Source organism: Microbulbifer sediminum (assembly GCF_021729035.1).
Taxonomy (GTDB): Bacteria; Pseudomonadota; Gammaproteobacteria; order Pseudomonadales; family Cellvibrionaceae; genus Microbulbifer; species Microbulbifer sediminum.
Window position 1 is genome coordinate 86,845 of sequence record NZ_JAJSAP010000002.1, and the last position, 12,695, is coordinate 99,539.

Genomic DNA, 12,695 nt, shown 5'->3' on the forward strand with positions numbered 1-12,695 from the left:
CTCCCGGTCGAGAATGAGAACGGGCACACCCTCAAATAGTGTAGTTGTAAAAGTATGTTGCTTCAGTTGGATGCCGTGAGCCTGCGGTACGGAACCCAGGTCCTCGCGGACAATGTCAGTGCCATGATAGATCGCGGCGACCGGATTTGTCTGGTCGGCCGGAATGGCGAGGGCAAATCGAGCCTGCTGCGCCTGATCGGCGGCCACGTGGATCCCGATGGCGGAGAGCTGGTTACCACCTCTGGGACCGTAGTCGCGGCCCTCGAGCAGGAGTTGCCATCCGGCTGCCGAGAGAGCGTTTATCGGTTTGTCGCCGGTGGGCTCGGACAGGTGGGGCTGTGGCTGGCGGATTACCAGGATGAGCCCCGGGAGGACCTGCAGTCCCGGATAGAGGAAGCGCACGGCTGGGACCTGATGCCGCGTATCGACAGCGTGCTTGACCGTCTCGGCCTCGACCCGGCGGCAGTCGTTGCTGATCTTTCCGGTGGCTGGCAGCGCCGCGCCGCACTCGCCCGCGCGCTGGTAGTCGAGCCGGACCTGCTGATTCTCGACGAGCCCACCAATCACCTGGATATTGCCGCCGTCGAATGGCTGGAGAACTTCCTTGATTCGTTTCGTGGGGCGTTACTGTTCGTCAGCCACGATCGTGCCCTGGCCCAGCGGCTCGCACGTACGGTCTGGGACCTGGATCGCGGTCACCTGCGGGTATTCAATTGTGATTTCAATCGCTACCAGGCCGAGAAGGAAAAGGTCCTGGCGGAGGAGGCCCGCAACGAGGCGCTGTTCGACAAGAAGCTCGCCCAGGAGGAGGCCTGGATCCGGCAGGGCATCAAGGCCCGCCGTACCCGCAACGAGGGCCGCGTGCGGGCCCTGCAGGACCTGCGTCGCCAGCGGGAAGCCCGCCGCAGCCGCCAGGGTACGGCGAAGCTCTCGGTGGACGCCGGAGAGATTTCGGGCAAGCTTGTGGCAGAGTTACAGGGTGTTGGTTTCGCCTATCCCGGGGAGTCGCCGCTGGTGCGGGACCTGGATTTCACCTTGATGCGGGGAGACAAAGTGGGGCTGATCGGCCCCAATGGTGCCGGTAAAAGTACCCTGATCCGGTTGTTGTTGGGGGAGCTGCAGCCGGATACCGGTCGCGTGCGGCTGGGCACCAAGCAGCAGGTGGCCTACTTTGACCAGCGTCGGGACCAGCTGGATCCGGAATTGACGGTGCTGGATAATGTCGCGGGCGGGCGTGAGTCCATCACCGTCGGCGGCAAGAGCCGGCACGCCATGTCCTACCTGGCGGATTTCCTCTTTTCCGGCCAGAAGGCGCGGACTGCCGTGTCGGCGCTCAGCGGCGGTGAGCGCAATCGCGCGCTGCTGGCAAAGCTGTTCAGCCAGCCGGCCAATATCCTGGTACTGGATGAGCCGACCAACGACCTCGACGTCGAGACGTTGGAGTTGCTGGAGCAGCTGCTGCTGGATTTCTCCGGTACCGTGCTCCTGGTCAGCCATGACCGTGCCTTTCTCGATAACGTGGTGGACTCGTGCCTGGCTTTCGAGGGCGATGGCGTGGTGCGGGAGTATGTGGGTGGATATGAGGACTTCCTGCGCCAGGGCGGGCATTTTGCCGGTTTTGAAGGGAGCGGTGCCACAGAAAAGCCAGAGAAACCGAAACCCCGGAAGGATACGGGGCCGGGAGCGAAGCCCCCGGCCAAGTCCAAAAAGCTCAGCTACAAGCTACAGCGCGAGCTGGATAGCCTGCCGGGGAAGATAGAGGCCCTGGAAGAGGAGATTGGTGTGCTGGAGGAAGAGGTGTCCAGTCCGGATTTTTACCAGCAGGACCAGGCATTGGTGGAGGAGCGCCTGCGGCTGCTGGCCGAACGCCAGGCGGAACTTGAGTCTGCCTTTGAGCGCTGGGCCGAGCTTGATGAAGGCACCTGAGGCGCGCGCCGGTGCCGCGGTATCCCTGTGAGTGGATGCAGGCGGGGGCGGATAACACCGTGATGACCGATCCCCGCCGGGCCCGGGCTACTCGCCCGATTGGACTCGCACGGCCAGCACGTCGCAGCCGGCGCCGTGCAATACGCCATTCGCGGTGGAGCCGAGCAGCAGTGCCAGGCCATGGCGGCCGTGGCTACCGATGATAACCAGGTCGGCGCTGATTTCCTCGGCGAGGCGGTGGATTTCGGACGCGGGCTGGCCGAGCACCACATGCTGTCTCTCCTCTGGAATTCCGAGCGACGTGGATGCTTTCTTCAGTTGCTCTTTGGCCTGGTCCTGCAACTGTTCCTGCACCTCCGACAGGTCCATCGGAATATCGCCGCCATAGGCGAAGGTGAGGGGCTCAATTACGTGGGACAGGCTCAATTCGGCCCCGAACGCCTTGCCAATTTCCTCTGCCTTTTTGAGCACCTGGGAAGAATCTTCCGAGAGATCGAGGCCCACAAGAATCTTTTTATAGCTGGCCATTGGCATACTGCTCCTTTTGTTGGCTGGTTATTGCCCGCTCAGGGTGTAGTCACTTTTTACCCCTGGAAGAGTCTAATGTAAAACAAACCAGTTGACATAACTGGCATCGGGCGCAACACAATAGGCGCCTCAATCATCGAAATGGAGTTTGCATGTCCGGCTGGCTTCCCCTCCTTATCATTTTTTTTGCAGTGGCACTCGTCATCGGCCCCGTGATGTGGCTGAAACCCAGTAGCCGCGATCGCCGGCTCGCAGAGTTCAGGCAGCGGGCGGCGGGCGCAGGCATGGTGGTGCAGATGTCGAGGTTGCCGGAATCACAGGGCGAGGGTACCGCAGCGGTGTATATCTCCCGGTGGGAGGATCCGCGGCGCCTGCAAACCGGATGGATGATCGAGCTACAGCGGATGGAGCACGGTATGCATTTCAGCGGCCGCTGGGACTGGCGCGGAGAGCAGCAGGCACCCCGCGAAGCTTGGCCGCTACTGCGGGAGCTACTGACGTCTTTGCCGCCGGATGCGCTTGCCCTGCACGCCACACAGGCCGGCCTGGGCATCCAGTGGCGTGAGCAGAGCGGCGAATCCGGCATGGACAGCCTGCTCGCGGCGCTGGACAAGTTCAGGCCGGAAATCGAAGAGGCGATCCGGCGTCCGAGGCCTGCTGAGGCCGGGAAATAGTGCCCCTGGAGCTCCATGTTTTCCCGCTTGCGGGCGGTCCGGGGGCGCTCCGATTACCCCTTTACCGGAGGGGCGAGGGGGCAACTATTTTCCCCTCTCGCTTGACCCCACTGGGGTCGGGGCTTATATATTCGCGCACAGCGGCCTGTCCAAAGCGGCGGCGCCAGAGTGTCAGCACCTAGAAATTTTGATTAAAAAACAAGTACTTATGGGTAAATCACTGGTCATCGTCGAATCACCGGCCAAAGCGAAAACGATCAACAAGTATCTCGGAAAGGACTTTGTGGTGAAGTCCAGCGTTGGTCATATTCGCGATTTGCCCACTGCCGGGGGTAATAAGCAGCCGGTCGATCCCAAGGAGCGTGCCCGGCGCGCGGCGGAAACCCGCAAGCTGTCGCCGGAAGAAAAAGAGAAGTACAAGCGGAAGAAGAATCGCGAGCAGCTGATCCGTCGCATGGGAATTGACCCCGACCACAACTGGGAGGCTCACTACGAAATCCTTCCTGGCAAGGAAAAAGTCGTCAACGAGCTGCGCAAACTGGCGGAAAATGCCGACCACATCTATCTCGCCACGGACCTCGACCGCGAGGGAGAGGCCATTGCCTGGCATCTGCGCGAGTCCATCGGCGGGGATGACAACCGCTACCGGCGCGTTGTCTTTAATGAAATTACCAAGTCGGCGATCCAGGAGGCCTTCAAGGACCCTGGCCGGTTGAACATCAACCGGGTTAACGCGCAGCAGGCGCGCCGGTTCCTGGACCGGATCGTCGGCTATATGGTATCGCCGCTGTTGTGGGAGAAGGTTGCCCGCGGCCTTTCCGCCGGTCGTGTACAGTCAGTGGCCGTACGGCTGGTAGTGGAGCGTGAGCGCGAAATTCGTGCCTTTGTACCCGAGGAGTACTGGACGCTGTTCGCCGACACTGAAACCGCGAGGGCCAACCCCCTGCGGCTGGAGGTGAAGAAACAGGCAGGCGAAACCTTCCGCCCCACCAATGAGCAGCAGGCCATGGCGGCCACCAGCGCCCTGCAGGGCAGTGACTTCACTGTCAGCGCCCGGGACGACAAGCCCACCAGCTCCAAGCCATCGGCTCCGTTCATCACTTCGACCCTGCAGCAGGCAGCGAGTAATCGTCTTGGCTTCAGCGTCAAGAAAACCATGATGCTGGCCCAGCGCCTGTACGAGGCGGGGCACATCACCTACATGCGGACCGATTCCACTAACCTGAGTAAGGAAGCCGTGGAATCGGTGAGGGAGTTCATCGTCGATAAATTTGGCGATAAATACCTGCCGGATACTCCCAATAATTACGCCAGCAAGGAAGGCGCCCAGGAGGCGCACGAGGCCATCCGTCCTTCCGATGTGCGTATGCAGCCCAACATGCTCAGTGGTGTCGAGCGTGATGCGGAGCGGTTGTATAACCTGATCTGGCAGCAGTTTGTGGCCTGCCAGATGACCCCCGCCCAATTCACCTCGACTTCGGTGGTGGTAAGCGCCGGGGACTTCGAGTTGCGAGCACGGGGTCGTGTAATCCGCTTTGACGGCTTCCTCAAGGTCGCCCCGCAGACGAGCAAGAAGGAAGAGGATGCCGTGTTGCCGGACGTCAAGGTGGGCGACAAGCTGGCACTCAAAAAGCTCGACCCGAAGCAGCACTTTACCAAGCCGCCGGCCCGTTACAGTGAGGCGGCGCTGGTCAAGGAGTTGGAGAAGCGTGGCATCGGTCGGCCTTCCACCTATGCATCAATTATTTCCACCATCCAGGATCGTGGTTACGTACGGTTGGAAAACCGACGTTTCTACGCGGAGAAAATGGGGGATATCGTCACCGACCGGCTGAGCGAAAGTTTCAAGAACCTGATGGATTACGGGTTTACTGCCAGCCTTGAGGAATCACTTGATTCGGTTGCCGAGGGCGACAAGGGCTGGAAGGATCTGCTCAATGAGTTTTACCGTGATTTTTCTGCCCGCCTGGAGAAAGCCCAGGCTGCAGAAGGGGGCATGCGGCGCAACACGCCTACGGACACCGACATAGAATGCAGCAAGTGCGGACGCCATATGCAGATCCGCACCGGCTCAACCGGTGTGTTCCTGGGATGCTCCGGCTATGCGCTGCCGCCCAAGGAGCGCTGCACCAATACCATGAACCTGGTTTCCGGTGACGAGGCTGTAGACGCGGACAAGGATGAAGACGCAGAGTCCCGTCAGCTGCGTGAAAAAAGGCGTTGTCCGAAGTGCGGTACCGCCATGGACAGCTACCTGCTGGACGAGCATCGCAAGCTGCACATCTGTGGTAATAACCCGGATTGCAATGGCTACGAAGTAGAGAAGGGCACCTTCAAGATCAAGGGTTATGATGGCCCGGTGATCGAGTGCGACAAGTGCGGCAGCGATATGCAGCTCAAGTCCGGCCGCTTTGGTAAATACTTTGGCTGCACGAACGATGAGTGCAAAAACACCCGCAAGCTGCTCAAGAATGGTCAGCCGGCGCCGCCCAAGATGGATCCGGTCCCAATGCCCGAACTGCCGTGCCAGAAAGTCGATGACCACTATATCCTGCGGGATGGCGCATCGGGCCTGTTCCTTGCTGCCAGCCAGTTTCCCAAGAACCGGGAAACCCGTGCTCCGCTGGTCAAGGAGTTGTTGCCTCACAAGGATGAGATTGATCCAAAGTACAGCTACCTGTTCTCCGCGCCGGCAGAGGACGACCAGGGCAGGGATACGGTGATCCGCTTCAGCCGCAAGACTCAGGAACAGTACGTGCAGTCAGAGGAAGAGGGCAAGGCAACTGGCTGGCGCGCATTTTACCGTGACGGCAAATGGCAGGCGGAGGCCACCAAGAAAGCTGCGGCCAAGCGTAAACCGGCAAAGAAAAAAGCCGCCACCAAGGGTAAGTAAGGCCCATGCCCAATCCTTATACCGGTACCGTGGCAGTGGCGCTTCGAAAAAGCCAGCTATTGCTCGAGTCAGAACCAGCTGGGGACCTGCACCGGGTCGCACTGCAGGATGCGGTGGTTCTGCAATTATGGCTGGCCTACCGGGCATTTCTCTGTGAGCTGGGCCACCAGTTACAACTGGGGGCTGAGCCGGAATCACCGGAGCAGCTGGCACGCGCACTGGGGGCAAGGGGCATGGCATCCGCCGAGGCCGCCGAGCTACTCAGCCTGGCGGAAGACCGGGAGAGCTGGCTGGCGGGCCTCGAGGCGGCCTGGCAGCAGCTGTGGCAGTTCTCCGGTGGCAGTGCCACCGGGGCTGGCGGCGCCGGTTCCCCGACCCAGGTCATTCCCCTCCGCGACCTGGGGCGGCAGCCCCCCGTACCTGATCTTCCTGCCCTGCGGGTATGGCGGGAGTCGCTGGCAGAGCTTGTCCGGCGCCAGCGGGCGCATATGGAAGAGTGCTAGTAAGTGGCGCTGATTCTGCCTCCTTCCCTGTGTTACACTGCGTGAAAGTTGATGTTGCAGGAGAAGCGAATGTCCTCCGAGACCTTTGAAATTATCGAGCTTGCCAATGGCGATGTAGCGCTTCGCCGGGCCGGGCAGAAGGAGGATCCGCTGGTGCGTATTCATTTTTCGGACGCCAGCTCCGAATTCTTGCGCGAGCACAAGATCGCCGTGGCCCGTGCCATGTTGGAGGCCGGCATTGACGCCGTCCAGAACATCGATGAGATTGCGGCTGAGTACCTCGAGGAAGAGGAGCTGGAGCCGGTAAACCACACGATCCACTGATTCCCGTCAGTTAATCCGGTCGGCGGGCGCCAGGAGTCGTCTTCCGCCGACGGGTAATCTCCTCCCCCGAGCCCGCCGCTCACTGATATTTCCCCACCTGCCTGTCCTCAATAGCCCTGTGCCAAAAGCCTTTGGATGCTGGCGTCCTGGCGTGGGCTGTTTCTATGGCTGGACTCACTGCGTTACACGTGCCCGCAGCCTGCGGCGCGGAAGCGGGTATGCAATCATTGAGGTGGGGAGGGGCGGGGGGAGCCCCTGCGTACACCGGCAGGGGCAGGCGGGGTCAGGGGCTCTGGCGTATGACGCCCACAGCCAATCCCTCAATGGCGAAGTGCTTATCGCGCATATCGACCTGAATTACGTCGAATTCCTCGTTCTCCGGGAGTAACTGCACTGTGGCCTGGTTGCCCTTCCGGCGGAAGCGCTTGACGGTCACTTCGTCCTCGATCCTGGCAACCACGATCTGGCCGTTGCGGACCTGGTCAGTGCGCTGTACGGCCAGCAGGTCCCCGTCGAGAATCCCGGCATCGCGCATACTCATGCCATGCACGCGCAACAGGTAATCCGCCGGAGGGTGGAAAAAGTTTGTCGGCAGATCGCAGTAATCCTCGATATTTTCTTCGGCGAGAATCGGGTTGCCTGCCGCCACGCGACCAACGATCGGTAAACCCGGTTGGTGGTCCGGGATGCGGATGCCGCGGGAAGCTCCTGCCACCATTTCAATGGCGCCCTTGCGGGCCAGCGCCTTGAGGTGTTCCTCGGCCGCATTGGGGGAGCGAAAGCCCAGTTGGCGGGCAATTTCCGCGCGGGTAGGGGGGTAGCCGGTTTCATCGAGGTAGGTCTTGATGAGTTCGAGTACCTGCGACTGGCGCGCCGTGAGATTGGTCATAGATTCACCTGGTCGTGTGTCTGTATTTTTATACAGTTGCTGGGATTATATACAGATTTCCCGGCGGCGCAAATTCCGCGGCCTTGTCGTCAAATCCTGCTACATTGGAAAGGGGAAAGGAACTGAGAACGAGTCAATAAAAGCGTTGATAAACGCGACAAGGCAAGGAAGTGCAAAATGCTAGATGCCAAGATGCCCGAGGCATGGCGTGTCCTGCGTATCCAGTCTGAGCTGGTTGACGGAATTGAGCGTCTCGTTGCTCTGACCGGTGCGGTAACCGTATTTGGCAGTGCGCGATTCACGGAAGGCAGCCAGGAATATAAGCAGGGAGTCAGGCTGGGAGAACTCCTTGCTGCAGAAGGGATATCGGTGATAACCGGTGGTGGGCCCGGGCTTATGGAGGCCTGTAATCGCGGAGCACATCCTCAGCCGGGCGCATCCATCGGGCTCAATATCGAGCTGCCATTTGAGCAGACAGCGAACCCCTACCAGGATATCAGCCTCCATTTCCGGTACTTTTTCGTGCGCAAGTTTATGTTTGTGAAGCACGCGGTGGGTTTTATCGGGTTGCCGGGCGGCTATGGCACCCTCGATGAGCTCTTTGAGGCGTTGACCCTGGTGCAGACGCAGAAGGTGCGCCGTTTCCCCATCGTGCTGGTAGGGCGCCGTTACTGGGCGGGGCTGCACGACTGGCTGGTGGATACGGTGCTGCAGAGCCAATGTATCGATGAAGCTGACCTGGAACTGTTCCGGGTTGTTGATACCGTGGACGAAGCGGCAGAAATCATTATTGACAACATCCGTGCGCGCGAGCAGTAGCTGGGCACTCAGGGGGATTCGTCAGTACCACTAAAGCTTTCTCCCTCCAGATAGTCCAGCGGGTTCTGCTGGTCGGGCAGGGTGGCATCGCTGGAGCTGGGACTGTGTTCGCGGGCAGTCATACCATAGGCGATATTTGCGTCTTCCGGTGGGGCTGCCGTGGCCAGTGGCAACGATTGCCATTGCTCCATGTCGAGTTCGTCCAGGGTGCCGTCGAGGTATTGGATCTCGACAGTCCTGTGAAGGTCGTCGAGGGCGACCACCTCAAACAATTGCCCGCTGTCAATCATCTCGAACCAGTTACCGATATCCGGGTGGCTGTGTGCCATGATCCGCGTCCCCTTGCGTTTGACTACCAATCTAATGTCTGGGCGTTGCCTTCAGTAACCGCCCTTTTCCGGATGCAAATGTGCTAATCTCGGCAAAATCAAAACAAGCGTTTTAATTGTTGGTTTGAATTTGTATGACCCAGACAGATACGGTCAGTCGGATTCTGGATGCTGCGGAGGTGCTGTTCGCCGAGCGCGGCTTTACAGAGACTTCGCTGCGCACCATTACCAGTACCGCCGGGGTCAACCTTGCCGCGGTAAATTATCATTTCGGGTCAAAAAAAGAACTGATCCAGGCGGTTTTTGAGCGTTTTTTGACGCCGTTTACCGAGACACTTGCCGCAGAGCTGGACCGGCGCGTGGCCGCAGGCGAAGCGCTGGAGGTGGAGGAGCTGCTGGACGCCCTTTTCCGGGGCGGGGTAGCGGGGCTGGCCGCCAAAGGTCGCGATCCCCAGCGCTTTATGCGCCTGCTGGGTATGGCCTATACCCAGCACCAGGGGCACCTGCGCCGCTATATCGTGTCCCGCTACGGGGATAGCTATCGACGGTTTGCCGGGCTGCTCAGCCGGGCACTGCCGGGGATCGACCCGGTAACCTTCTACTGGCGGCTGTACTTCATGCTGGGTGCCACCATTTTCACCCTTTCGAGCTTTGATGCCATCGACGCTATCCTCAGGGAGGACTTCGATGCCCAGAGCAGCCTGCCAGAAACACTCGATCGACTGGTGCTTGCCGCCGCGGCCATGCTGCGCGCCGACAGTGGCGACTAGGTTGCACAGGCAGCTTATGTCGGGCCGGGCCGGGAAGGCTCTTCCAGAGGGAAATACTGAGGACTTGAAATGGGTGAATTGATTGGACCGGTAATGGTCGATGTCGGGGGCACGGAGCTGACGGCGGAAGACCGGGAGTTGCTCCGTCACCCTCTGGTCGGCGGCTTGATTTTCTTTGCCCGCAACTACAGCGGCCGTGACCAGTTGCGGAAGCTGGTTGCTGAGATCCGCGAGGTGCGCCCGGAGATCCTGCTTGCGGTCGACCAGGAAGGTGGGCGTGTGCAGCGTTTCCGGGACGGGTTCACCCGTCTTCCCTCCATGCAGCTGCTGGCCGCAAACGCCAAACCCGGCCAGCTGCGCGACGCGGGCTGGCTACTGGCCGCAGAACTGCGGGCCGAGGATATTGATTTCAGTTTTGCCCCGGTGCTGGATGCTGACGACCAACACTGTCGCATTGTCGGTGACCGGAGCTTCGCGGCGGACCCGGCGCAGGTCGCATCCCTGGTGCGACCGTTTATGGAGGGCATGCACGAGGCGGGAATGGCGACGACCGGTAAGCACTTTCCCGGCCACGGGCATGTACTGGAAGACAGTCATGAAGAGCTGCCCGAGGATGAGCGCTCGCTGGAGCAGGTGATGGCTTCAGATGCACTGCCATTTATTGAGTGCATGGAAGCGGGGGAGCTGGATGCTGTCATGCCGGCCCATATCCGTTTTGTGCGCGTAGATCACAACCCGGTCGGCTTTTCCCGCCTGTGGCTGCAGCAGATACTCCGCGGTGAGCTGGGTTTCAATGGTGTGATTTTCAGTGATGACCTGTCGATGGAGGGGGCGGGCGCCGCCGGCGGGTACGGGGCCCGGATCCGGGCCGCCATGGACGCCGGCTGCGATATGGGTGTGGTGTGTAATAACCGGCAGGGCGCCCTGGAATGCCTCGAGGCCCTGCAGGGGTTCACACCCCCTGCGGAATCCCGTACAAGGCTTCGGCGCATGCGGGGACAGCCAGGGGCAATGGACTGGGAGACACTCCAGCAGGATGGGCGTTGGCAGCGCACGCGGGCCTGGTTGGACGAGCTGGTGGCCATGGGGGCTGCCGGCTGAAGTAATCCATCCGTATGGGGACACGTAAGCCAGCAGCGCTGGAAACAACCCGGCAACACGCGCTATTTTCGCACCCACTGAATTGGAAATAAGCAAAATCAGGAGTGACGTCGTTTGGAATCTGTACAGTCTATGGTGATGACCTGGGTCGGGGATAACCGGTTCTGGATCGTTGTGATTTTCACGATCATCCTTTTGACGGCGCTCGGTGCGTGGTTGTTCGGGCGCTTTACCCGGCGACTTGAAGTACGGGCGAAGCGGACGGTCAATGCCTGGGATGATGCGCTGGTAAAGGCATTAAATCCGCCCGGTGCCGTCTTGATCTGGCTGTTTGGCCTGACCATCGCGGCAGGCCGTGCCGGCAAGGCCACCGGAGCGGAGATCTTCTCTGTGGCGGCCACTGTGCGTGAGATCGGGCTGATCCTGGTAATCACCTGGTTTGCCCTGCGTTTCGCACGCAGTGTGGAGCACAACCTGCGCGATCCCCGCTACATGGCCAAACCCATGGATGCAACTACGGTGCGGGCCCTGGGGAAACTGGTCCGGGCATCCATTGTCATTACCTCCGCGATGGTGGTGATGCAGTTTCTCGGCTACAGCATCAGCGGGGTACTGGCATTTGGCGGTATCGGCGGCCTGGCCGTGGGCTTTGCGGCCAAGGACCTCCTGGCTAACTTCTTCGGCGGGCTGATGGTCTACCTGGATCGGCCGTTCAAGGTGGGTGACTGGGTGCGCTCCCCGGACAAGGAAATCGAGGGTACTGTGGAGGATATCGGCTGGCGCCTTACCCGTATCCGCACTTTCGACAAGCGCCCCCTCTATATACCCAACGCGGTGTTTAACCAGATCTCCGTGGAGAACCCCTCCCGGATGCACAACCGTCGGATCTTCGAGACCGTCGGGATCCGTTATGAGGATGCGCCACTGATGGCCGGGATTGTGGCCGATGTGAAGTCGATGCTGCAGGAGCATCCGGAGATAGACAACAACCAGACGTTGATTGTGAACTTCAACACCTTTGCACCATCTTCGCTGGACTTCTTTATCTATACCTTCACGAAAACCACCGAGTGGGTTCGTTACCACGAGATCAAGCAGGATGTACTGCTAAAGATCCTGGAAATCGTCGAAAAGCATGGTGCTTCTTGTGCATTCCCTACCTCCACCCTGCACGTGGCAGAGCTCCCGGCAGAGTTGCGCGCGCCCGGCTCGCTCGAGGCGCCGGGAGCGGGCCGGGGATAGCCCCGGGGGATCTCCCGAGGGGCGACCGGGAGGTGCGAGACAGGAAAAGCACGAATGTTCAGAAAAGGGGGCTTGCCCCCTTTTTTTTGTTCTTTTATTGCGCAGCTCACGAAATCTGTAGTAATTATTTCACGCTGAAACCTAGACACTGGCGCTGTTTTATCTAAGAATCAGGTAGCGTGTTCGTGGGGCGACCTACGGGGACGCATCGAGGTTCAGTGTGCCGAGGAGCGGCCGCTGCAATGGAGAGCCGTTCGCTGCATGTGGTGAGCGCAATAACAATAATGAGGTTGTCTTAATGAGTGATCGCGTTACAGGTACCGTGAAGTGGTTTAATAACGCCCGGGGTTATGGCTTCATCACCTGTGGAGAAGGTACGGAAGATATCTTTGTTCACTACCGCAGCATTCGCGGCGAGGGGTACAAGACTCTGAACGAAGGCCAGTCGGTCGAGTTCGAAATGCAAAAGGGTGACAAGGGACTGTTGGCGGAAGACGTTGTTCCGTGTGAGTAAGCCCGAACCTGTTGTCGATCTGGCCAGTCTGGGATGATGTAACCCGGGCCATATGTGGTCCGAAGGCATTGCCAGGACTGGCAGGTCGCTCTCCTTCTCTTTTAAACACGCCTCCCTGGCCATACCTGCCTCGCGCAAGCCGGCAGCAGGCCGTCCCACCTTGTGGCCAGTCCCAACGCTAGC

Annotated in this window: 13 protein-coding genes; 10 read left to right on the top strand and 3 right to left on the bottom strand. The window is 60.0% G+C overall.

Annotated elements, in window-relative coordinates:
- Positions 1-54: 54 nt before the first annotated feature.
- Positions 55-1,926, top strand: coding sequence for an ATP-binding cassette domain-containing protein (locus tag LVD11_RS03140; protein ID WP_237055997.1), 1,872 nt, complete (start codon positions 55-57; stop codon positions 1,924-1,926).
- A gap of 87 nt (positions 1,927-2,013) precedes the next feature.
- Here the strand turns inward: LVD11_RS03140 and LVD11_RS03145 are convergent, their stop codons facing one another.
- On the bottom strand, positions 2,014-2,454 hold the full coding sequence (locus LVD11_RS03145; protein ID WP_237055999.1) for a universal stress protein: 441 nt from the start codon (positions 2,452-2,454) through the stop codon (positions 2,014-2,016).
- Between the two features lie 152 nt (positions 2,455-2,606).
- Here LVD11_RS03145 and LVD11_RS03150 point away from each other — a divergent pair, with 152 nt between their 5' ends.
- The 4 genes from LVD11_RS03150 (at position 2,607) to LVD11_RS03165 (ending at position 6,848) form a co-directional block, all read left to right on the top strand.
- Positions 2,607-3,128 carry a hypothetical protein gene (locus LVD11_RS03150; protein ID WP_237056001.1) on the top strand — a complete coding sequence of 174 codons (522 nt, stop codon included), beginning with the start codon at positions 2,607-2,609 and terminating at the stop codon, positions 3,126-3,128.
- Positions 3,129-3,336: 208 nt separating this feature from the next.
- A complete protein-coding gene (topA, locus tag LVD11_RS03155; protein WP_237056003.1) occupies positions 3,337-6,021 on the top strand; it encodes a type I DNA topoisomerase in 2,685 nt (894 codons plus the stop codon).
- 5 nt (positions 6,022-6,026) lie between these two features.
- Entirely contained in the window at positions 6,027-6,524 is a 498-nt protein-coding gene (locus tag LVD11_RS03160) for a DUF6586 family protein (protein ID WP_237056005.1), read from the top strand.
- Positions 6,525-6,593: 69 nt separating this feature from the next.
- The gene (locus LVD11_RS03165) at positions 6,594-6,848 is read left to right on the top strand and encodes a hypothetical protein (protein WP_237056007.1); all 255 of its coding nucleotides are present in this window, start codon (positions 6,594-6,596) and stop codon (positions 6,846-6,848) included.
- A gap of 283 nt (positions 6,849-7,131) precedes the next feature.
- Here the strand turns inward: LVD11_RS03165 and lexA are convergent, their stop codons facing one another.
- A complete protein-coding gene (gene lexA, locus LVD11_RS03170; protein ID WP_237056009.1) occupies positions 7,132-7,737 on the bottom strand; it encodes a transcriptional repressor LexA in 606 nt (201 codons plus the stop codon).
- 177 nt (positions 7,738-7,914) lie between these two features.
- Between lexA and LVD11_RS03175 the strand changes: the two genes are divergently transcribed.
- On the top strand, positions 7,915-8,556 hold the full coding sequence (locus tag LVD11_RS03175) for an LOG family protein (RefSeq protein ID WP_237056011.1): 642 nt from the start codon (positions 7,915-7,917) through the stop codon (positions 8,554-8,556).
- An 8-nt stretch (positions 8,557-8,564) separates the two neighbouring features.
- Here the strand turns inward: LVD11_RS03175 and LVD11_RS03180 are convergent, their stop codons facing one another.
- Positions 8,565-8,885 (bottom strand): DUF6763 family protein, encoded by a 321-nt coding sequence (locus tag LVD11_RS03180; RefSeq protein ID WP_237056013.1) that lies wholly within the window; start codon positions 8,883-8,885, stop codon positions 8,565-8,567.
- A gap of 134 nt (positions 8,886-9,019) precedes the next feature.
- Between LVD11_RS03180 and LVD11_RS03185 the strand changes: the two genes are divergently transcribed.
- The 4 genes from LVD11_RS03185 to LVD11_RS03200 all read left to right on the top strand — a co-directional run bounded on the left by LVD11_RS03185 (position 9,020) and on the right by LVD11_RS03200 (position 12,512).
- Positions 9,020-9,655 carry a TetR/AcrR family transcriptional regulator gene (locus LVD11_RS03185; protein ID WP_237056015.1) on the top strand — a complete coding sequence of 212 codons (636 nt, stop codon included), beginning with the start codon at positions 9,020-9,022 and terminating at the stop codon, positions 9,653-9,655.
- 69 nt (positions 9,656-9,724) lie between these two features.
- Positions 9,725-10,756: a beta-N-acetylhexosaminidase gene (gene nagZ / locus LVD11_RS03190; RefSeq protein ID WP_237056017.1), complete on the top strand. Its 1,032-nt coding sequence runs from the start codon at positions 9,725-9,727 to the stop codon at positions 10,754-10,756.
- A 138-nt stretch (positions 10,757-10,894) separates the two neighbouring features.
- A complete protein-coding gene (locus tag LVD11_RS03195) occupies positions 10,895-11,998 on the top strand; it encodes a mechanosensitive ion channel family protein (protein WP_237057083.1) in 1,104 nt (367 codons plus the stop codon).
- 298 nt (positions 11,999-12,296) lie between these two features.
- On the top strand, positions 12,297-12,512 hold the full coding sequence (locus tag LVD11_RS03200; protein WP_091512424.1) for a cold-shock protein: 216 nt from the start codon (positions 12,297-12,299) through the stop codon (positions 12,510-12,512).
- The last annotated feature ends 183 nt before the right edge of the window (positions 12,513-12,695 follow it).